We start from the raw sequence: 20,813 nt of genomic DNA, 5'->3' as shown, positions 1-20,813 counted from the left end.
GATGGTACTGCGGTAAAACGTGGGAGAGTAGGTCGGTGCCAAATCTTATCGCTTAAGCCTTCATCAGATCGATGAGGGCTTTTCGCGTTTTATACCCTTCCTTCATCCCCGTTTCAATAGTTCACTGGGCAACTCCGGTCTATGGAGAACGTTAATGAAACCGGTAATCCATAAAACAAAACCGGAGCTGCTGTCTGCAAAAAGTGTCACAGACGGCCAACTAAATAATTGTTGGTATCGGGAGGGCACCAAACTAATGTTTCTTGTTAATCATGTGTTAAATAATCGTTAGTTATATAATTGGGGTTATAGTTTAATGATATAGTTGTTAACTAAATTTTAATATAGATATCTAATTATCAGTTAATTATGTTTATTAAAGGCCAAGCGGGATATACTCATTCTTATTTCTGGCAACAATAAGGCCTCAAATGGCGTATAAGAACCCGACACTGCGAAAACAGGAAAGTTGAACATATGTAGATTATCCCCCAATCTGCATCAACACGATACTTTAAACGGATGGATATGAATAGAAAAAGTTACCGGCTACTTATTATAACTGGTGCGTTGGTTGTATCGTTATTTACGATGTGTACCAAAACAAAAATTGAGGCTCCGGCAGTAAAAGCGCCTGCATTAGATGCCGAAACAGCAAGCCTGGCAACCCAGGTTATTGGAACCGGTACTTATACCGTAAAAACTACCGATTGGATGGTTGACGGAAGCAACATTGCTCCCGGAACTACCATTTATGTGCCTGCCGGTAAAAGGGGAGCTCTGCTATTTAAAAACCTTAAGGGTACTGCCGCGGCTCCTATCATCATTGTAAACAAGGGAGGCAAAGTAACTTTTAGTACATCTACCAGTGCCTCATACGCTTTTAAAACGCAAAATAGTGTCTATTTTAAAGTATTGGGCAATGGCGTTTCAACCATTAAGTACGGCTTTGAAATGAATGGTGGCAATATTGGAGTAACAATGGACGATTTGAGCTCAGATTTTGAGATCTCAAATGTTGAGGTGCATAACAGCGGCTTTGCGGGCATTATGGCAAAAACAGATCCATCGTGCGATCCGGCAACTTGGCGTGGCCATTTTACCATGCGCAACGTAATCATTCATGACAATTATGTACACAAAACCGGAGGAGAGGGGCTTTACATTGGAAATTCTTTTTACGAGGATGGCGTGTCAACCTCATGCGGCACGGTTTTACCTCATGATGTAGTGAATGCTAAAATCTACAAAAATATTACCGATTCTACCGGTAGTGAAGGAATCCAGGTTGGCGGTGCTACCAAAGGGTGCGCAATTTATGCTAACGAGGTTAAAAATCCAGGTGTGAGCCCGTTTTCGGCTTACCAGGATAACGGGATACAGATTGGTGAGGGCACGGGAGGGCTTTGTTATAACAATAGTGTAAAAAATGCGCCCGGTAATGGAATCATTGTTTTGGGACTTGGCGACAACGTGATATATAATAACTACATCCTAAATTCAAAAAGCTATGGTATTTTTGCAGATTCGAGATATACGCCCGGACCTCATTTTCAATTTATTAATAATACCATAGTTGCTTCGGCTTTAGGTGGTATTAAATTAAATTCTGAAACTATCCCGATGAACACGGTTGTTAATAACGTTATCATCCAATCGGCATCATTAAGTCCGATTATTAGGAAAAGCAACAGTGTTAAACTCACAGCCGTAAATAATTATGTAGGTAACAACGTAGCTGTTTGCAAATTTGTAAACTACACCGCGGGCGATTTTCATTTGCTGCCCTCATCGCCGCTGATTGATAAAGGAGCCAACGGTTTATTGTACGGTATTAACGTCGATTATTATAACGTAAGCCGCCCTTCGGGTAAGGCTTTTGATATAGGCGCTACCGAATATCCATTTTCAAAATAAATCTCTTAGTCCGGGGTTTTACAGGCATATATATAATAGAAAAGCCGCTCATATAATGGGCGGCTTTTTATTTGTAATAATAATCTACAGCATACTTGTTGACTGCTCCCGATAAGCGGATTTCTTAACCTTAGCCCTGCCGGTTTACAATCGCGTTGATCCAGATAGGGGCGAAGGGCGAGGTACACCCTTTTGATACAGGATAATCGCGGTATATGCCCAGGCGTTCGCCAATGTCAAGCGCGCGCTGCCGGTAGGTGGAATGATATATACCGATATTGGCCAGCGTAGAGTTCATCGTCCACTGCACGTCGGGTGGGGCGGTGGGCATCTCGGTTTCTATGCGATCCAAAACTGCCTGGATATCAATGCCCTGAGGATTGTGGGCTATACGGCCACTGGTAAGGCTCCAGCTAAGGCGGGCTTCCATTACATCGTCGGCATGTAGCCATTGCAGGCGCAGTTTTTCTTTATCAGGATATTCTTTAATAACGTAAGAGTACAACCAGTCTATCACATAAGCATAACGTTCGGTTTTAACCAGGTCCTCAATTTCGGGGATGGATAGATCTTTCGGAACCATAATCAACGTAGCCACAAAACGGGCTTCCACGTTGTTGGTTGCCCACAGGGCTTTAGCCAGCTCATTATCGGGTTTTATCTTTTTTGCTACGTTGCGGATATCGCCCATTTTTACCCCGAACTGATTTTCAGGCCCGCTGCGTTTTATATTCATTGCACGTACCTTTATATCGGAAAGGCTCTCCAGTTTTGCAAGGATCTCTGTTACAGTCATTGTGTTTAGCAGGTTTTGTTATCCTAATATAGGAGTTGTGGAGGGAAAACGGTACACTTAACGCTCTACTTTTTGTAAGCTCAATATAAACTCAATCTGCTTTTCTAAATGATCGGTTAATGTTTCCCATTCGCCAAACAGTTCCCGGCTCAATAATACCTGGTTGGTAGCAATATTAAAATACCCGGCACCCTGCGGCAACTGTACCGATTCGGCAACCTGTATGCTGATCACTTGTTTACTCAGCCTATCAAAAAAAGAAATGGTTTGGCGTGGGGGCATGCTTTTAGGTATGCACGAAGATAGGGATATTGAAGCTGATTCCTTTATAAATTTGTGCGAACAAATGTCAATTAAGGGTTAACATAACTTAACATAATTTGAAATGTTAAAAGTTAAATTATTGATAATCAATTATTTATTTTTATTATGGTTAACATACTTTTCTTAGTCTTGAGTATGGGTTGTGGGAAGGGAAGTTGTGAAGTCACAAGTCCGCCATCGCTCTTTGGCCAACACACAAGACTTGCGCCAAGGAGAGCGAAGGGTTTTTTGCCCAATTTTTTATAGATTGGCTAATTAAATCATGCCTCGCATTAGTGGAAACTTAAATTTGAAGGGGCTTTATTACCAAACCATATCAATACTAAAATGGAACAATTTAAAGCCAAGCTTAAACTTATTTTTTGGCCCTTTTTATACATGGGTGCTGCCTGGCTGGCTGTTTATAGCTTTTTGCATTGGCTACTGGTTATCCAATTCCGCCTTATAAATCTTTCGGAGTTGACCATAAATTATGCTTGCGCCTGCATTCCGGTTTTTATCATATTAATTATTTGGCTTCGCCCGCGATTAAAGCTGCTTAAATACAGCAGTGTTAAAAGTCCAATGGTATTTTTTATTTATATAACCGGCCTTGCCTGGGCCATACCAACCTGTATTGCACAATATTATGTAGAAACGGCTACTGGCCGAATTACTCACCTCGATAGCATAAGCCAAATAACTACGCTGCCGCTTACCAAATATTACACCGTTAAGCAATTTTACAGCGCGAAAAAAGCCCTGCATGTCAAGGTGATATTTACAGTAACGGGTAAACACAATACCAATTTTGATATGACCGCTTACCTGGCTGTACCCTTATTTAATCGGCTTTTTCCCGATACCAACCTCATAGCAGCGATGCGCAAAGCGGCAAATCCCAAAACGTTGGTACTTATTGATAATAAAATGGCCACCATGCAAAGGCTTGCCAAACTTCCGGCAGATTCTATCAGGTTTATGCGCTATATTAATCCTACCCGGGTGATGCCCCGATATGGCGATACAGGTAAATACGGTGCGCTGGCTGTAGTAACAATAGCGTACAAATTAAAAAAGGACCCTGAGCCACAAAAAATATGGCCTGCGGCATGGTTGTGCCTAAAGTATAGCAAAACTATTAGCAACAGTTTATCGCGTACGGAAAAAGACCTGAACTTTAGGGTGTTTGTTGCCAAATGCGAAGCCGACTTTAAACGCGAACCACTGGATAGCCTGGTTTACATGGATAGGTTAGCACCCCGCAATAACGACTTTGAATACTACCAGGCCGCTGTGCATTCCCGCAATGATGTGCCCGATGGCGAGCCATTGCTATTGTTGCCGGTATATAAACCCTTTGCTCAACACAATGGCGATAGGTTATTCTGGATCTTCGCTTCCCTTGCCATAGACAGCACTGTATTTTTACTGATACTACTTTGCTATGAGATAAAAGACAATTCGGCGCTCAAAAAAAGGAGCACCCGTAGGGCAGTAAAAAAATTACCCTAACACAGGATTTGCGTTAGTAAGTCACAAGTCCGCCATCGCTCTTTGGCCAACACACAAGACTTGCGCAAGTAGAGTTATTATTCATCTTCAGTTTCGAGATCTTCCATTTCATTGTTATATATGAAATCACAAATATTATCCAAACGCTCGGCGATTAATTCGAACCTTCTCACAAAATTTTCTAAATCAATTTCTACATTGCCAATTTTGTCTACATAAAAATGATTATCATACTTTGTATCAAAAGGGTACCTTGAAAAATCCATTTTATCTTTTTGTTCGGTCGCCTCGGTTATATCAAATAACTCATTGATATAATCTTCCAGCTCTGCTGTTGCTTCGGCGAATTCCGTTGGCGTAATTTTGCCTTTATAGCTTTTGATTTTTGAACGAACCGTATGGTAAATTTGTTTAATATTATGACTGCCTTCTATTCGTTTTTCATTTTGCATAATTATATTCAGCATCCAAGTCAATGCTTTTAAGTAAAGTTCAATTCCATGGTTGGCATTAGCCAAAATGGGAAAGATCAGGATATCCGCAGTTTTGTTGTCGTTATAAATTAAACATAGTCTGGCTTGTCTGATGGCTGACTTCAAATAACCATCTGCTATATTTATCATATTCCGGATGGCATCATCAGCGTGTATACGCCAATTTAAAAAGGCGATTTTTTCAATATCCTCATTTCGGGAAAAAATTGGTTTCTGCATCACTAATAATTTAGTTATATATGACCTCTATGCTATTATTGCAGTTTTTTTGACACTACAATTGTTGAATCAACGCCAGTTTAAATTTCTTTTGCAACCAATTCATCCGTAGCTCCCTTATTTTGTACCGATGTAGGGGACATTGGTACGCGGCAAATTTCTAACATGAGTCAACAAAGGAGATTGGTCGTGAAATCAAGTTTTATTTTCCATAAATAAACTCAATTAATTCATCATTGTCGAGCAACGGTGTGGTGAAAAGTGGTTTAACGAAACGCATCAAAGTATTACCGATATTTGAATAGTTGTCAAATGTTGCCAAACCAACGTCTTCTGGTCTTAACCATCCTCCATCATAATCGACATAGAAGCCCTTGTTTTTCAAATTATTTGCATCATCCAGTAGCTGTATAATTTGATCGATTTGCTGTTCATTGATCTGCCCGAGATTGAACAACTTACTGATTGTGTAAGCTTTTTGTTGGAATGTATTGTTAGGGTTGCCATTAAAATAGTAGTCAAACCAATTACTGTCATAGTCATCCATACTTTCTTTAGTTAAAGCAGATAAAAACTTTTTGACATTAATGTGCTTGAAACCATGATTTGCAAAAAGTTTTTCCTTATGGGGATGACTTATAAAATGTCGATCTGAATTGAGAAACATTAGTATCAGAGCTTTAATCAACTCTTCTATACCTAAAACTAAGTGCGAAACGCTAAAACCATAATTTTCTTGTTTCGCAAGCAATTCACTAATGGCTAAGTGCTTACTGGCATTTTCATAAGCATCACACGCGCCGGTCACAAAATCACAGTCATGCCAATAGCCATCTATTTGATCTTGACTTTGCAAAGTTTTAACCATTTTCTTGTCTCTCATTTTTCGTTACTTTTCTTATTCATCGTTTATTTTTGTTGTTATTGCTCTCATTGCAAGGTCTGAGAATTTCGTTTGTTGAGTTTTTACAACCTCTCGCTGACAGAACGATCAATATAATTAATACAAAGAAGAAAATGTTCTACGCAACCTATCTGCGTAGAATGTTTTTTTGAATTAAAAGTAGAAAGTGCGTTGTGTCAAATTATTTAATACTTTTAATTGAATCGTAATTCCGGCGAAGCATTTAATAATTGAAGTTACCGTTAGCTAACAACAGTCATAAGTAGGCTTTTATACCACTACCTCTTAATACTTGCACGAAAAGAAGAAATTAGCCGAGCTATATTTTTTTCACCATTCACCAAAATTTACTGAAGTTAGTGAAAGCGTGTCGCGTGTACCGCGTATGCAAATCACGATGATTTAGTGAAATCACTTTATTAGTGTAAGTTTTGTGTAGTGGCAAAAGGAAATGACGAACTTACGATTGGCGTATAATGTCCTTAGATAGGCTTACAGATTTTAAATTATTCCCGAAAAAATTACCTTTATAAGGCTTAATCCTGATTTGCCTGTACTGAAAATAGGAGAGTAAAACACAAAAGCCCCCCTAAGTTTTATCTCCGGGAGGCTTTGTTATGTTTGGTGTTTTGAGGTAACCTTTTGATCTGTAAAGCAGCTCTGTACAGTTTGGAGATTGCTTCGTTCCTCGCAATGACGGGTGGGCGAGTTAAATAGGGGCTTCTACCTTTCGCCTTTTACCTTTATCCTTTCACCCCCCAACTAAACCAAATACTCAAACAAGGTTTGATCCTTATTCAGCTCAATTACGCTGAAGCGATGGGCTTCCATGCGGTTTAACAATGCGGGGTAGTCGGCGGCGTTTTTGAGTTCGATGCCTACCAGGGCCGGGCCGTTTTCTTTTTCGGTTTTTTTGATGAACTCGAAGCGGGTGATATCGTCGCCGGGGCCTAATACGTTGTTCACAAAGAGTTTCAACGCTCCCGGGCGCTGCGGAAAGCGTACAATAAAGTAATGCTTCAGGCCTTCATACAAAAGGGATTTCTCCTTGATCTCCTGCATGCGGGCAATATCATTATTACCACCGCTGATTACGCAAACTACCTTTTTGCCTTTAATTTTATCTTTACAGGCATCCAGTACTGCTACAGAGAGGGCACCGGCGGGTTCAACCACAATGGCGTCTTCGTTGTATAGTTTCAATATGGTGGTACACACTTTGCCTTCGGGTACAAGCAGCATATCGTCTAATACCTCGCGGCACAGGTTGTAGGTAAGCTTGCCTACGCATTTAACAGCGGCGCCATCTACAAAACGGTTAATTTCTTTCAGGGTAACCGGTCCGCCGTTTTCAAAGGCTTCCAGCATTGATGGGGCACCTTCGGGTTCAACACCGGCCAGGTAAATGCCTGGTGCGTGTTGTTTAAGGTAACTCCCGGTGCCGGCCGCCAGTCCGCCGCCGCCGATAGGCATAATGATGGCTTCGATGCCGGGCAAATTCTGCAATATCTCCACACCTACGGTACCCTGGCCTTCAATAATACGGTAGTTATCAAAAGGGGGGATAAACGTCATACCATGCGCCTCGGTATAAATAAGGGCTTCGCGCAGGCAATCGTCAAACGTATCGCCGGTGAGTACAATTTCAATATTGCCCTTACCATGCATTTCGGTTTGGGTAACTTTTTGCTTGGGGGTAATCTCGGGCATAAAAATTACGCCTTTGGCACCCAGGCGGCTGCAGCTAAAGGCCACGCCCTGGGCGTGGTTACCCGCGCTGGCGCAAACCACGCCGCGGCTCAACTCATCCTGGCTAAGCTGACTGATCATGTTGTAAGCACCACGCAATTTGTACGACCGTACTATTTGCAGATCCTCACGCTTCAAATATATTTCGCACTCGTATTTAGCCGATAGACCGGCGTTATACTCCAGCGGAGTGCGTTTTACAACCTCCTTCAATCGTTCGTAAGCCGAATCAAAATCGAGCAGGTTAGCAGTTTCAGTTTCCATTATTAATTTTTTACCAGCCTGTGGGCCATTAAGCCTTGCAGGTCTTCGTCATTTATATCAAGCTTGACATCGGCAAGCGTTAAAAACTTATTGTAAACAGCGGCTAATTCATCTTTATCCAATGTAAAGCCAAGGCGTTCCAAATGGAACTTCAGAGCATGCCTGCCGCTGCGCGCGGTTAGCACTATTGTGGCGCTCGGGAAGCCTACATCTTCAGGGCGAATGATCTCGTAATTCTCGCGCATTTTCAGGAAACCATCCTGGTGAATGCCCGAGCTATGCGCAAAAGCGTTGCTGCCTACAATAGCCTTGTTTGGCTGTACCGGCATGCGCATTTGCGTGCGGATCATCTGGCTTAACTCATAAAAACGTTTAGAGTCTATCTGGGTATTTAAGCCCAAAACCTGGTGCGTTTTTAGGATCATCACTACTTCTTCAATAGAGGTATTACCCGCGCGTTCGCCAATGCCGTTAATGGTGCCTTCTATCTGGCGGGCACCGTTTTGTAAACCGGCAATAGAGTTGGCGGTGGCCAAACCTAAATCGTTATGGCAATGTACGGATATGATGGCCTTATCAATGTTTTTAACGTTCTCTTTCAGGAATTTGATCTTGGCACCGTACTGATCTGGCAGGCAGTAGCCATTGGTATCGGGGATGTTAACCACGGTGGCACCGGCGGCAATAACGGCCTCAACCATTTGCGCCAGGTAAACTACATCGGCTCGGCCGGCATCCTCGGCATAAAACTCAATATCTTCAACAGATTTTTTGGCATACTTTACAGCTTCAACGGCACGCTCCAGAATTTCCTCGCGGGTGCTGTTGAACTTGTGTTTAATGTGCATATCTGATGAGCCAATTCCGGTATGGATACGCGGATGTTTGGCATATTTTAGTGATTCTACAGCGGCATCAATATCGCCTTTGTTGGCACGGGTAAGCGCGCAAACGGTAGGGTTGGTAACGGCTTTAGATATCTCGACAACACTCTGAAAATCTCCCGGACTTGAAACCGGGAAACCGGCCTCAATAATATCCACGCCCAGTAGTTCCAGTTCTTTAGCTATCTCAATCTTTTCGGGGGTGGTTAACTGGCACCCTGGTACCTGCTCGCCATCGCGAAGCGTGGTATCAAAAACATAAACGCGGTTGGGATCGTGTAACATATTTTTCTTTTTTAGTAGTAAGTAGTAAGTATCAAGTAGTAAGATTTGCTTCTGCCACGCGATGTGTTGCTACTTCAATTTGTTATTAATCTATAAATATCGTCAATCAAAACGTTTTTAAAAAATACCGACTGACGGCTTACTTTTTATTGTTGATTTAGCGTAGGCATCAAATTGTGAAGCGGCGAAGAAAATCTTATTACTTACTACTTGATACTTACTACTTTTTATCGTTGATTTAGCGTAGGCATCAAATTGTGAAGCGGCAAAAAAAATCTTACTACTTACTACTTGATACTTACTACTAAGCAAGCTATTCTTTCACCGCCACAAACCTTAGCCTTTTGTAATCGGCGTACCATTGGCCGCCTTCGTTGTAGTAGGGTTCAAGCTTGTGGGTTATTTCTTTTAATATTTGTTCTTTTTCGTCTTCGGGGATATCCTGCAAAAACTGGGCACCAAACATCCTGATCCATTTGGCTACGCCTTCGTCGCCATCCTGTAGTGGTGTTTTGCGATCAAAGTGCGAGGTGAAGGTTACCCTGAAGCCGTGGTCTTCCAGCAACTTAGCATACTCTGCCGTTGAGGGGAAGAACCATACTTTAACATCGGCCTGGTTTACGTAACCGTGGTTAATCAATACCAGCCTTACAGCCTGGGTTAATTTCTCCACGTTGCCTTTGCCGCCCATTTCGGCTACAAAACGGCCGCCGTGTTTCAACGCGTTGTATACACTTTTTATAGCACCGTTGGCATCCAAAACCCAATGCAGGGCAGCGTTACTGAATACGGCGTCGTATTTTTGTTCAGTATAAAAATCGGCAGCGTTCTCTACCGCGAAATCAACATCGGGAAACAGGGCCTTTGCCTGGGCAATCATATCCGGCGAATAGTCGGTACCTTTAACAATGGCACCTTTATCCTGAATTTGTTTGGTTAAATGGCCTGTGCCGCAACCAATATCCAGGATATGCTCGCCGGGTTTAACATCCAGCAAATCGAGCACGTCTTCGCCAAACTTGAATACAAAGGCGTGCTTTTGGTCGTATAAATCAGCGTTCCACTTCATTATTTTAGTCATTGTGTCATTGGTCATTAGTCATTAGTTTGACTTCAGATTGATGACGTGTTAATTTCCTGCTCACCCTTTAGGGGGCTGGGGGGCTTTGCCTATAGGTATTCTAATACTTTTTGGCCCATTGCTTTGGTGCCTAAAATTTTGGCTTTGTCGGTGTTCGCGTCGGCGATATCTCCGGTGCGGTAGCCTTGTTTCAGTGCTTTGTCGATAGCGTCGGTGATTAGTTTGGCTTCGTCTTTAAGACCGAAGCTGATCTCCAGCATCAGTGCCACCGATAGGATAGAGGCCAGCGGATTGGCTTTATCCTGCCCGGCAATATCATGAGCCGAACCGTGGATAGGCTCAAAAAAGCCGGTACCGTCACCTACGGATGCCGATGCCAACATACCCATTGAACCTGCAATCTGCGATGCTTCGTCGGTAAGGATATCACCAAAAAGGTTGGCGGTTAATACCACATCAAACTTTTTAGGGTTTTTAACCAGCTGCATAGCCGCGTTATCAATAAACATGTGCTCGGTTTCAACCTCAGGATAGTTTTTGGCTATCTCCTGTACCACCTCGCGCCACAGGCGAGAAGCCTCCAACACGTTGGCTTTATCTACCGAGCATAATTTTTTACCACGCACCATGGCCGCTTCGTAAGCTTTTATGGCGATGCGTTCCACTTCATAACGGGAGTAGATCATCAGGTCGGACGCAGTATTGCGGTCTTCACTGCGTTTTTTCTCGCCAAAGTATACATCGCCTGTCAACTCGCGGAAAAACAGGATATCGGTGCCTTTCAGTATTTCGGGCTTTAAGCTTGATGCATCCAGCAGTTCATCAAATAACATGATGGGGCGGAGGTTGGCATACAGGCCCAGTTCTTTACGGATCTTTAACAATCCCTGCTCCGGACGAACCTTTGCAGATGGATCATTGTCATATTTAATGTGGCCGATAGCGCCAAATAAAATGGCGTCGCTGGCTTTGGCTTTCGCCAAAGTTTCATCGGGCAACGGGTTACCCGTTGCCTCAATACCGGCGTGACCCATCAGGGCCTCATCAAATGTAAACTCATGGCCAAAATCCTGACCAATTTTTTCTAAAACCGCTTTACCCCAGGTAGTAACCTCGGGGCCTATCCCGTCGCCGGGTATTACTAAAATGTGTTTTTTCATAAGCCCCCTAACCCCCTAAAGGGGGAATGTTTTTATGTTTTTATAGTTAGATGTTTTGCGGTTTTGTTCCGCGTATTTCTTTTAGTTTCATCGTCATGCGCTCGGCATCGGTAGTTACCCAGTCGGTATACTCGTCGATAGCCAGCAGGCGAAGTTCATCGTCAATATAACCTTCCTCCACCATTTGCTTTGACTGCGCCACTTTGGCCCAGATACCAGCTTTGTTAATAAAGTTCGATTCGCCTTTTTGGTATACCTCGTCGGCATTAAACTCAACTATGTTGGTAAAACCGGCCTCTTCAAAATAGCCTGGCAAATCTTCGGCTATGTGATTGTTCATGCCGGCATCGCCGCGCCATCTTAAAAAAGTAGCGTAAAACCTCAGCATGCTTGGCGGCGGTTGTGGATGCCATTCTAATGCTTCGTGGTTATAATCTAATATAGATACGGTACCACCCGGTTTTAAAAGCGAGTACATTTTTTGTAATGCCTCAACCGGGTTATTTAACCACTGTAAAACCCGTGCCGCCACAATCAGGTCGAACTTTTCTTCCGGCTCGTAAGCGAACAGATCTGTATAGATCAGATCAAGGTTTTTAACATCAGCATAAGTTTCCTTGCCGCTCTGTATAAAAAACTCCGTATTATCGATGCCCGTAACATAACCGGTATCACCAACCAGGGCCGCAATATCTTTCGATATCGCACCCGTACCACAACCAACATCCAAAACCCGTAAACCAGGTTTAAGCGCAGAAGCCAGGGTTGCGTAATCATTTGCCAAACTACGTTCGTCAAACAACTTCGCTGTGCCTTTGCCTTCCCTTTGGATTACTTTGTTCATTGGTTCACTGGTTCATTAGTTCATTGGTCGTTGCAGGCAGGTAATCGTCATTTCGCTTCGCTGTCATTTGGTCATTAAGTCATTTTTGACCTTTCGCCTTTGACCTTTCAGCTTTTACCTTTTTTTAGGCCTTTCGCCTTTGACCTTTCAGTTTTTACCTATCTCTTCGATTCAAATTCGGCTATCGTTTCCTTTTTGCTCAGGATGTAATCAATATCGTCATAACCGTTGGTCATGCAGGCTTTTTTGTAGGGGTTAACCTCAAAGCTTTCCTGCTCGCCGGTTGCTACCAGGCGGATGAATTGGTTTTCAAGGTCGATTTCAACGGCAGCATGCTCGTCGGCATAAACCGCGTCGAAGATCTTCTTTAAAAAGTCTTCACTTACCTGTACGGGTAGCAAGCCATTGTTAAGAGCGTTGCCTTTAAAAATATCCGCAAAAAAGCTGCTTACCACGGCATCAAAGCCATAATCGGCAATGGCCCAGGCGGCGTGCTCGCGACTACTGCCGCAACCGAAGTTTTTACCCGCAACCAGGATCTTGCCGCTATAGTTAGGGTTGTTAAGCACGAAATCCTGTTTAGGGTTATCATCGCCATCAAAACGCCAATCGCGGAACAGGTTATTGCCAAAACCATCGCGGGTAGTGGCCTTCAAAAACCTTGCTGGGATAATTTGATCCGTATCGATATTTTCGATAGGCAAAGGCACCACGCTGGTTTGTATATGTTTGAATATTTTGGTTGCCATCTGAATCAGAATTTACAGAATTTAAGAATTTACAGAATGCTTGTCTATGTTCACAAAATCCCTGCCTATTATTAAATTCTGGCTGTTAATGTCAATTAAGTTTTATGTTGTATTTTGGATTGAAGATTAATTTATATTGTAAGCTTTGACTACCGAAATTTATGAGTAACCCGATAGGGAAATCATAAGCTACCGTGTAGTTTTTTGCCTGTGCTAAATGGACATCTTCTAAATTAATTATCGCTTTTAATTCAACGGATACTTTTCCCTCTACTATAAAATCAGCCCTTCTTGATCCAACGTTTATTCCCTCGTAAAATATAGTGTGTTCTTCTTCACGTACAAATTTGATATCCAATTTTGCTAATTCAATTGCTAAACATCTTTGGTAAATTACTTCCTGAAAGCCGTTACCAAGAGTGTTATGCACTTTCATAGCGCAACCAATTATTTTATATGTAAGCTCATCTCTTTGCACAATTAGAATATCATTAATCAATACTGATTTATTCTGCTAATTCTAAAATTCTGCAAATTCTGATTCAGACTAATTCTTCCTCGTTAAAGAAGCTTCTTATATCCGTCACTTTCCCCGTAATAGCGCTTGCGGCCGCTGTCAACGGGCTGGCCAGGAAGGTGCGGCTGTTTGGCCCTTGTCTTCCTTCAAAGTTACGGTTGGAGGTGGATACGCAATATTTACCTGCGGGGATCTTATCCTCGTTCATGCCCAAACACGCGCTGCAGCCTGGTTCGCGAAGCGGGAAGCCTGCCTCGTTAAATATTTTGTCCAGTCCTTCGCGGATGGCTTGTTCCTGTACTTGTTTAGAGCCTGGAACTACCCATACGGTAACGTTATCTGCCTTGTGCTTGCCTTTTACAAATTCGGCCACCTGGCGCAGGTCTTCAATTCGAGAGTTGGTACAGCTGCCGATAAACACATAATCAATAGGTTTGCCTAACAGTGTCTCGTCATCGTGCAGGCCCATGTAATCAAGGGCTTTTTTGTATGACCCCTGTTCTTTAGCCTCAAATGAAGCAGTTTCGGGAACGTGTTGTGTTACGCCAATGCCCATGCCCGGGTTTGTACCGTAGGTAATCATCGGTTCAATATCTTCGGCTTTGAAGCTTAAAACCGAATCAAACTCCGCGTCCTCATCGGAGTAAAGTGTTTGCCAGTAAGCTACGGCTTTATCCCACTCTTCGCCTTTAGGGGCAAATTCGCGACCTTTAACGTAGTTGATGGTGGTTTCGTCCGGAGCGATCAATCCGCAACGGGCACCCATTTCGATGCTCATGTTACAGATGGTCATGCGGCCTTCCATGCTCAGTGAGCGGATGGTATCGCCGGCATACTCTACCGCGTAGCCTGTACCACCTGCCGCGCTGATCTGCGCGATGATGTACAGGATTATATCTTTAGCGCCAACGCCTTTTTGCAAAGTGCCGTTAACTTCAATTTTCATTCTTTTGGGGCGCGATTGCAGCAAACATTGTGTTGCCATAACCTGCTCTACCTGCGATGTGCCTATACCAAACGCAATAGCACCAAAGGCGCCGTGTGTTGATGTATGGCTGTCGCCGCATACATAAGTACCACCTGGGCGGGTTATACCCAGCTCGGGGCCAATTACGTGTACAATACCCTGGTAGGGGTGACCTAAGCCGTACAACTCAATACCAAACTCTTTACAGTTTTTGGTGAGCATATCAACCTGGTAGCGGGAAAGTTCTTCTTTGATTGGGAGGTGCTGATCAATTGTTGGAACGTTATGATCTGCAGTGGCCACTGTTTGTTTTGGCCTGAAAACCGGTAACCCCCTTGTGCGCAAACCATCAAATGCCTGCGGACTGGTTACCTCATGTATGAAGTGTGTATCGATGTATAAAATATCCGGAAAACCCTCGTTGCTACTGACGACGTGCGCATCCCATATCTTATCAAATAATGTTTGTCCCATAGCCTCACCTAAATCCTCTCCAAAGGAGAGGACTTTACTTTTATGATTATTAATCGTATCTATTGAAACCCTCTCTTTTTATAAGAGAGGGTTTTATTTTTAACATGCTCATCAGAACCCTCTCCTTTGGAGAGGGCAGGGTGAGGCTCTTAAGCTTCTACAACCTGGTTTTCAGGGCGTAAGCTGCGTACGGTTTTACCGGCTTGCCATAATTCGCTTTCGCGTAATTCTTTCAGTTCGGCGTCTAATTTTTCGCGGTAATCCGGCTGGCTGTTTGAATCGATAGAACGTTGTGATTCAAAACCTGTAGCAACGCTTTTGTAAAGGTCTTCAAATACTGGTTTAGTAGCGTCACGGAATTTTTTCCACCAATCTAAAGCACCACGTTGCGCGGTAGTTGAGCAGTTGGCATACATCCAATCCATACCATTTTCTGCAACTAAAGGCATTAATGATTGCGTTAACTCTTCAACAGTTTCGTTGAAAGCTTCAGATGGAGAGTGACCATTGCTGCGCAATACTTCGTACTGAGCGGCAAAAATACCCTGGATACAACCCATCAATGTACCACGCTCGCCGGTTAAATCGCTATATACTTCTTTTTTGAAGTTGGTTTCAAATAAGTAACCGCTGCCAACAGCGATACCTAATGAAATTACACGCTCAAATGCTTTACCGGTAGCATCCTGGAAAATAGCGTAGCTTGAGTTTAAGCCACGGCCTTGCAGGAACATACGACGTAGCGAAGTACCTGAACCTTTAGGAGCAACCAAAAACACGTCAACATCAGCAGGAGGAACGATGCCTGTTTGCTCGTTAAAAGTGATACCAAAACCGTGAGAGAAGTATAATGCTTTACCTGGAGTAAGGTGTTTTTTAACAGTTGGCCATAAAGCAATCTGTGCTGCATCGCTCAATAAGTAGCAAATTACAGTACCTTTTTCTAAAGCTTCTTCAATTTCAAAAAGAGTTTCGCCGGGTACAAAGCCATCGCTGATAGCTTTATCCCATGTTTTGGTGCCTTTACGCTGACCAACAATAACGTTAATGCCATTGTCTTTTTGGTTTAACGCCTGACCCGGACCTTGAACGCCATAGCCAATTACCGCTACAACTTCGTCTTTTAATACTTCCTGAGCTTTAGCTAAAGGGAACTCATCGCGGGTTACTACGTTTTCTTCAGTACCGCCGAAATTTAATTTTGCCATTGTTTTATTGTTTGTGTTTTGGGATTTCACCGATTTGTGGTGATTTCACCGATTTTGATTTTATGAGTAATTTAAGTTTTCTAATTTATTGTTGACATTGCTTAACCTGAAAGCTTGTCCTGTATAGTTTGGAGATTGCTTCGTACCTCGCAATGACGGTCTTTGGTGTAATTAGCCTTTTGCCTTTCAGCTTTAGCCTTTCACCTCAAACCTTACATCGTAAACACCTTTTGCCCCTGGTTTAAATATTCGTTTTCAATAACGTCTTCACCTGGTTCAAGGCGCTCAAACTCGCGCAATTTACGGTTAAATCCGTCACTATCTTTAATAATTGCCACACGCGCGCTACGTACAAATTCTATAAGCCCATAAGGCTGTAATATGCTGATGAGGTTATCGGTTTCCTCGCGGTGGCCGGTGGTTTCAAACACGGTGTAATCCTTACGGATCACCACCGCGCGCGCACCGTTTTCGCGCAATAAACGCTCAACGCTTACCTTTTCGGCAATTACATCGGTTGATACTTTATATAACGCCATTTCCTGCCAAATAACATCGGCATTGGTGTGGTAGTAGCATTTTAATACTTCTACCTGTTTTTCAATCTGGCGTGTAAGTTTACGTACCACGTCTTCCGACTCATTGATCACGATGTTGAACCTATGTATCTTGTCAATTTCAGACGGAGATGTGTTCAAGCTATCAATGTTGATTTTACGACGTGTAAATATAATGGCAATCCGGTTCAATAAACCAATCTGGTTTTCGGTATAAACCGTGATGTTAAATTCCTGTTTTTCTGATTCCTGGGTCATGATTTCTTTTTTAATTCCCCCTTCAGGGGGGTAGGGGGCTATTTTAACCTGATCTCGCTTACACTACAACCTTGTGGTACCATAGGGAATACGTTATTCTCTTTGGTAACCATTACTTCTAAAAGGAATGATCCTTTGTTGTTCAGCATTTCGCTTAATGCCGATGGAAGGTCTGCACGGTTGTCTATCGTTTTGCCGGGGATACGGTATGCTGCTGCCAGGGCCACAAAATCGGGGCTTTGGATGTCAACAAATGAGTAACGGCGCGAGTTAAACAATTCCTGCCATTGCCTTACCATACCCAGGAAACGGTTATTAAGGATAATGATTTTTACATCGATGCCGCTTTGCATAATAGTACCCAACTCCTGGCAGGTCATCTGGAAACCGCCATCGCCAATAATAGCTACTACGGTACGGTCCTGAGCGCCAAATTTAGCCCCTATAGCGGCAGGTAATGCAAAGCCCATAGTACCAAGGCCGCCGCTGGTTACGTTGCTGCGGGTGTTGTTAAACTGCGCGTAACGGCAAGCCACCATCTGGTGCTGACCAACGTCGGTAACAATTACGGCTTCACCTTTTGTTATTTCATTCAATTGTTTAATAACCTCGCCCATGGTCATTTCGGCCGTGGTAGGGTTAAGTTCTTTTTCAATTACCTGCTCAACTTCCTGGCGGGTATAATCATTGAATTTTGCAAGCCATTCGGTATGTTGTTTTTCGTCAACCAAAGCGGTAAGCAATGGCAGCGTTTCTTTACAATCGCCCCAAACAGGTACGGTTGATTTTACGTTTTTGTCGATCTCGGCAGGGTCAATATCCAGGTGAACCACTTTAGCCTGTTTGGCATATTTATCTAAACGGCCGGTTACACGGTCGTCAAAACGCATGCCTATAGCGATGAGTACGTCGCACTCGTTGGTTAAAACGTTTGGTCCGTAGTTACCGTGCATACCTAACATACCCACGTTTAAAGGGTGATCTGTAGGGATAGCACCAGCGCCTAATACTGTCCATGCTGCAGGGATACCGCTTTTTTCAACAAAAGCTTTAAACTCCTGCTCGGCACTGCCTAAAATAACGCCCTGGCCAAAAAGGATAAATGGTTTTTTTGCCTCGTTGATCAAAGCCGCAGCCTGTTCAATATATTGTGGCCTAACAATAGGTTTTGGCCTGTAGCTGCGGATATGGCTACAAGGTGTATAACCTTTATAGTTAAATAACTGGATCTGCGCGTTTTTGGTAATGTCGATCAAAACAGGACCCGGGCGACCGCTTTTTGCGATATAAAATGCCTTGGCAATCACTTCAGGAATTTCAGTAGCGTCGGTAATCTGGTAGTTCCATTTGGTTACCGGTGTGGTAATGTTAATTACATCAGTTTCCTGGAAGGCATCGGTGCCTAAAAGGTGAGCGAAAACCTGGCCAGTGATACATACCAGCGGTGTGCTGTCAATTTGCGCATCGGCTAAACCTGTTACCAGGTTGGTTGCACCGGGGCCGCTGGTTGCAAATACAACACCGCATTTACCCGATGTGCGCGCATAGCCCTGGCCGGCGTGAATGCCGCCCTGCTCATGACGGACCAGGATATGGTTGAGCTTATCATTGTAGTCGAATAAAGCATCGTAGATGGGCATAATAGCGCCACCCGGATAGCCGAAGATAGTATCAACTCCCTCAACAATCAATGCCTCCAATAATGCTACCGACCCTGAAACCTCAATACCGGTTTCTGTAGGTTTTTCTTCAGTAAGTACTTCTTGTATAGCTTCCATATCCATTTTTGTTATACGTGATACGTTTTACGTACTACGTTTTTGTTATATATTAAATTCTTTATCACCGTACCACGTAAAACGTAGTACGTATAACGTCTTTTACATTTCGTCAGTAACGCAACCTTCTGCTGCCGAGCTTACCGTTTTCGCGTAGCGGTATAATAACCCTTTTGATGCTTTTAGCGCCGGTTGTTGCCATGCTGCTTTGCGGGCCGCTATTTCCTCATCAGATACTTTTAGTATCATGGTGTTGGTGGTTGCGTCAATTTCAATACGATCTTCATCCTTCACTAAGCCTATCAAACCACCTTCATAAGCTTCTGGAGTGATGTGACCTACCACAAAGCCGTGGGTACCGCCGCTAAAACGACCATCGGTGATCAAGGCTACCGAAGCCCCTAAACCAGCTCCAAAAATGGCCGATGTTGGTTTTAACATTTCGGGCATACCAGGCGCGCCTTTAGGGCCAACGTTACGAATAACAACCACATCGCCTGCTTTTACTTTGCCGGACATAATACCGTCCATTAAGGACGCTTCGCCGTCAAATACACGGGCCGGACCTGCAAAACGCTCGCCCTCTTTACCGCTGATTTTGGCAACGCTGCCACCTTCGGCCAGGTTTCCGTAAAGAATTTGTAAGTGGCCGGTAGCTTTAACCGGTTTTTCAACCGGCCAAATGATGTCCTGTTTGCTGAAATCCAATCCTGGTACTTCTTCCAGGTTTTCGGCCAGGGTTTTTCCGGTTACGGTAAGGCAATCGCCGTGTAACCAGCCTTGTTGCAGGCAGTATTTCATTACCGCCGGTACGCCACCTACAGCGTGCAAATCGGTCATCATATATTTACCGCTTGGCTTCATATCTGCCAATACAGGGATACGATCGCTTATAGTCTGAAAATCGTCTTGCGTAACTTTTACATCAACGCTTTTGGCCATGGCTATCATGTGCAATACCGCGTTGGTACTGCCACCTAATACCATAATTACTACCATAGCGTTTTCAAAAGCCTTGCGGGTCATGATGTCGCTTGGTTTAATATCTTTTTCTAATAGCAGTTTTATCGCTTTACCTGCTGCTAAGCATTCAGCTTTTTTCTCGTCGCTTAAAGCAGGATTGCTTGATGAGTATGGCAAGCTCATACCCAATGCCTCAATAGCTGCTGCCATAGTATTGGCTGTATAAACACCACCGCAGGCACCCGCGCTTGGGCAGGCATTTTTTATAACTCCTTTAAAATCCTCGGGAGTAATGGTGCCGGCTATTTTTTTGCCTAAGGCTTCAAATGCCGATACAATGTTCAAATCTTCGCCTTTCCAATGGCCCGGGTGGATGGTACCACCATATACCATAATAGATGGGCGGTTTAACCTGCCCATAGCCATGATAGAGCCAGGCATGTTTTTATCACAACCAGGTAGGGTTACCAATCCGTCATAATATTGAGCACCGGTAATAGCCTCGATAGAATCGGCAATAACATCGCGGCTTATCAAAGAGTAGCGCATACCAGGGGTACCGTTACCCATACCGTCGCTTACACCAATGGTGTTGAATATCAAGCCTACCAAATCTTCATCCCAAATGCCTTGCTTAACTAATTTAGCCAAATCGTTTAAGTGCATGTTACAGGTGTTGCCATCATAACCCATGCTGGCTACGCCAACCTGCGCTTTAAGCATGTCATCATCTGTTAAACCAATTCCGTAAAGCATGGCCTGTGCAGCCGGCTGGGTAGGGTCCTGGGTGAAAGTTTTGCTATACTTATTCAATTCTATAGCTGTGGTAGTATCTGATGATGAACTCATTTTGTTGCTTTAGATAAACTAACTTTGTAAATATTCTTTGTTGTTGATCAGGTTTTGTTGATTGCTTGAATCAGTAAT

18 protein-coding genes are annotated in these 20,813 nt (G+C 43.5%); 2 read left to right on the top strand and 16 right to left on the bottom strand.

The window, feature by feature from the left end; all coding sequences use genetic code 11:
- Window positions 1-528: 528 nt before the first annotated feature.
- Window positions 529-1,917, top strand: coding sequence for a right-handed parallel beta-helix repeat-containing protein (locus QWZ17_RS01415; RefSeq protein ID WP_290303058.1), 1,389 nt, complete (start codon window positions 529-531; stop codon window positions 1,915-1,917).
- 130 nt (window positions 1,918-2,047) lie between these two features.
- Here QWZ17_RS01415 and QWZ17_RS01410 read toward each other — a convergent pair whose 3' ends face one another.
- Together QWZ17_RS01410 and QWZ17_RS01405 are read right to left on the bottom strand one after the other, a co-directional pair.
- The gene (locus QWZ17_RS01410; protein ID WP_290303057.1) at window positions 2,048-2,713 is read right to left on the bottom strand and encodes a DNA alkylation repair protein; all 666 of its coding nucleotides are present in this window, start codon (window positions 2,711-2,713) and stop codon (window positions 2,048-2,050) included.
- A gap of 57 nt (window positions 2,714-2,770) precedes the next feature.
- The gene (locus QWZ17_RS01405) at window positions 2,771-2,995 is read right to left on the bottom strand and encodes a hypothetical protein (RefSeq protein ID WP_290303056.1); all 225 of its coding nucleotides are present in this window, start codon (window positions 2,993-2,995) and stop codon (window positions 2,771-2,773) included.
- Between the two features lie 369 nt (window positions 2,996-3,364).
- Here QWZ17_RS01405 and QWZ17_RS01400 point away from each other — a divergent pair, with 369 nt between their 5' ends.
- Complete coding sequence (locus tag QWZ17_RS01400) at window positions 3,365-4,531, top strand: hypothetical protein (RefSeq protein ID WP_290303055.1); 1,167 nt, start codon at window positions 3,365-3,367, stop codon at window positions 4,529-4,531.
- Window positions 4,532-4,608: 77 nt separating this feature from the next.
- Here the strand turns inward: QWZ17_RS01400 and QWZ17_RS01395 are convergent, their stop codons facing one another.
- The 14 genes from QWZ17_RS01395 to ilvD form a co-directional block, all read right to left on the bottom strand.
- On the bottom strand, window positions 4,609-5,244 hold the full coding sequence (locus QWZ17_RS01395) for a hypothetical protein (RefSeq protein WP_290303054.1): 636 nt from the start codon (window positions 5,242-5,244) through the stop codon (window positions 4,609-4,611).
- Between the two features lie 202 nt (window positions 5,245-5,446).
- Window positions 5,447-6,127 (bottom strand): AbiV family abortive infection protein, encoded by a 681-nt coding sequence (locus tag QWZ17_RS01390; RefSeq protein WP_290303053.1) that lies wholly within the window; start codon window positions 6,125-6,127, stop codon window positions 5,447-5,449.
- Between the two features lie 783 nt (window positions 6,128-6,910).
- On the bottom strand, window positions 6,911-8,161 hold the full coding sequence (ilvA, locus tag QWZ17_RS01385) for a threonine ammonia-lyase IlvA (RefSeq protein ID WP_290303052.1): 1,251 nt from the start codon (window positions 8,159-8,161) through the stop codon (window positions 6,911-6,913).
- A gap of 2 nt (window positions 8,162-8,163) precedes the next feature.
- On the bottom strand, window positions 8,164-9,330 hold the full coding sequence (locus QWZ17_RS01380; RefSeq protein ID WP_290303051.1) for a 2-isopropylmalate synthase: 1,167 nt from the start codon (window positions 9,328-9,330) through the stop codon (window positions 8,164-8,166).
- Window positions 9,331-9,643: 313 nt separating this feature from the next.
- Window positions 9,644-10,399, bottom strand: a complete 756-nt coding sequence (locus QWZ17_RS01375; RefSeq protein WP_290303050.1) for a class I SAM-dependent methyltransferase — start codon at window positions 10,397-10,399, stop codon at window positions 9,644-9,646.
- A 101-nt stretch (window positions 10,400-10,500) separates the two neighbouring features.
- Window positions 10,501-11,571, bottom strand: a complete 1,071-nt coding sequence (leuB, locus tag QWZ17_RS01370; RefSeq protein ID WP_290303049.1) for a 3-isopropylmalate dehydrogenase — start codon at window positions 11,569-11,571, stop codon at window positions 10,501-10,503.
- 46 nt (window positions 11,572-11,617) lie between these two features.
- Window positions 11,618-12,415: a methyltransferase domain-containing protein gene (locus tag QWZ17_RS01365; protein ID WP_290303048.1), complete on the bottom strand. Its 798-nt coding sequence runs from the start codon at window positions 12,413-12,415 to the stop codon at window positions 11,618-11,620.
- Between the two features lie 158 nt (window positions 12,416-12,573).
- Complete coding sequence (gene leuD, locus QWZ17_RS01360) at window positions 12,574-13,164, bottom strand: 3-isopropylmalate dehydratase small subunit (protein WP_290303047.1); 591 nt, start codon at window positions 13,162-13,164, stop codon at window positions 12,574-12,576.
- A gap of 91 nt (window positions 13,165-13,255) precedes the next feature.
- The gene (locus QWZ17_RS01355) at window positions 13,256-13,642 is read right to left on the bottom strand and encodes a GxxExxY protein (RefSeq protein ID WP_290303061.1); all 387 of its coding nucleotides are present in this window, start codon (window positions 13,640-13,642) and stop codon (window positions 13,256-13,258) included.
- 64 nt (window positions 13,643-13,706) lie between these two features.
- Window positions 13,707-15,122, bottom strand: a complete 1,416-nt coding sequence (leuC, locus tag QWZ17_RS01350; RefSeq protein ID WP_290303046.1) for a 3-isopropylmalate dehydratase large subunit — start codon at window positions 15,120-15,122, stop codon at window positions 13,707-13,709.
- A 149-nt stretch (window positions 15,123-15,271) separates the two neighbouring features.
- The gene (gene ilvC, locus QWZ17_RS01345) at window positions 15,272-16,330 is read right to left on the bottom strand and encodes a ketol-acid reductoisomerase (protein ID WP_290303045.1); all 1,059 of its coding nucleotides are present in this window, start codon (window positions 16,328-16,330) and stop codon (window positions 15,272-15,274) included.
- Window positions 16,331-16,542: 212 nt separating this feature from the next.
- A complete protein-coding gene (gene ilvN / locus QWZ17_RS01340; RefSeq protein WP_290303044.1) occupies window positions 16,543-17,145 on the bottom strand; it encodes an acetolactate synthase small subunit in 603 nt (200 codons plus the stop codon).
- A 38-nt stretch (window positions 17,146-17,183) separates the two neighbouring features.
- Window positions 17,184-18,923 (bottom strand): biosynthetic-type acetolactate synthase large subunit, encoded by a 1,740-nt coding sequence (gene ilvB, locus QWZ17_RS01335; RefSeq protein ID WP_290303042.1) that lies wholly within the window; start codon window positions 18,921-18,923, stop codon window positions 17,184-17,186.
- 102 nt (window positions 18,924-19,025) lie between these two features.
- Window positions 19,026-20,735: a dihydroxy-acid dehydratase gene (gene ilvD, locus QWZ17_RS01330; RefSeq protein WP_290303041.1), complete on the bottom strand. Its 1,710-nt coding sequence runs from the start codon at window positions 20,733-20,735 to the stop codon at window positions 19,026-19,028.
- Between the last annotated feature and the right edge of the window lie 78 nt (window positions 20,736-20,813).

Origin of the sequence: Mucilaginibacter flavus (assembly GCF_030409315.1) — a bacterium.
GTDB lineage: Bacteria > Bacteroidota > Bacteroidia > Sphingobacteriales > Sphingobacteriaceae > Mucilaginibacter > Mucilaginibacter flavus.
Note: the sequence above shows the minus strand (reverse complement) of the source record. Positions and strands in the feature narration are given on the sequence as shown.

What these genes read in the sequence shown, in the direction of transcription:
- ilvN (WP_290303044.1), bottom strand. Translation starts at nt 17,145, where the DNA reads ATGACCCAGGAATCAGAAAAACAGGAATTTAACATCACGGTTTATACC.
- QWZ17_RS01405 (WP_290303056.1), bottom strand. Translation starts at nt 2,995, where the DNA reads ATGCCCCCACGCCAAACCATTTCTTTTTTTGATAGGCTGAGTAAACAA.
- ilvA (WP_290303052.1), bottom strand. Translation starts at nt 8,161, where the DNA reads ATGGAAACTGAAACTGCTAACCTGCTCGATTTTGATTCGGCTTACGAA.
- ilvD (WP_290303041.1), bottom strand. Translation starts at nt 20,735, where the DNA reads ATGAGTTCATCATCAGATACTACCACAGCTATAGAATTGAATAAGTAT.
- QWZ17_RS01375 (WP_290303050.1), bottom strand. Translation starts at nt 10,399, where the DNA reads ATGAAGTGGAACGCTGATTTATACGACCAAAAGCACGCCTTTGTATTC.
- ilvC (WP_290303045.1), bottom strand. Translation starts at nt 16,330, where the DNA reads ATGGCAAAATTAAATTTCGGCGGTACTGAAGAAAACGTAGTAACCCGC.
- QWZ17_RS01380 (WP_290303051.1), bottom strand. Translation starts at nt 9,330, where the DNA reads ATGTTACACGATCCCAACCGCGTTTATGTTTTTGATACCACGCTTCGC.
- QWZ17_RS01400 (WP_290303055.1), top strand. Translation starts at nt 3,365, where the DNA reads ATGGAACAATTTAAAGCCAAGCTTAAACTTATTTTTTGGCCCTTTTTA.
- QWZ17_RS01415 (WP_290303058.1), top strand. Translation starts at nt 529, where the DNA reads ATGAATAGAAAAAGTTACCGGCTACTTATTATAACTGGTGCGTTGGTT.
- QWZ17_RS01365 (WP_290303048.1), bottom strand. Translation starts at nt 12,415, where the DNA reads ATGAACAAAGTAATCCAAAGGGAAGGCAAAGGCACAGCGAAGTTGTTT.
- QWZ17_RS01395 (WP_290303054.1), bottom strand. Translation starts at nt 5,244, where the DNA reads ATGCAGAAACCAATTTTTTCCCGAAATGAGGATATTGAAAAAATCGCC.
- ilvB (WP_290303042.1), bottom strand. Translation starts at nt 18,923, where the DNA reads ATGGAAGCTATACAAGAAGTACTTACTGAAGAAAAACCTACAGAAACC.
- QWZ17_RS01410 (WP_290303057.1), bottom strand. Translation starts at nt 2,713, where the DNA reads ATGACTGTAACAGAGATCCTTGCAAAACTGGAGAGCCTTTCCGATATA.
- leuB (WP_290303049.1), bottom strand. Translation starts at nt 11,571, where the DNA reads ATGAAAAAACACATTTTAGTAATACCCGGCGACGGGATAGGCCCCGAG.
- leuC (WP_290303046.1), bottom strand. Translation starts at nt 15,122, where the DNA reads ATGGGACAAACATTATTTGATAAGATATGGGATGCGCACGTCGTCAGT.
- leuD (WP_290303047.1), bottom strand. Translation starts at nt 13,164, where the DNA reads ATGGCAACCAAAATATTCAAACATATACAAACCAGCGTGGTGCCTTTG.
- QWZ17_RS01390 (WP_290303053.1), bottom strand. Translation starts at nt 6,127, where the DNA reads ATGAGAGACAAGAAAATGGTTAAAACTTTGCAAAGTCAAGATCAAATA.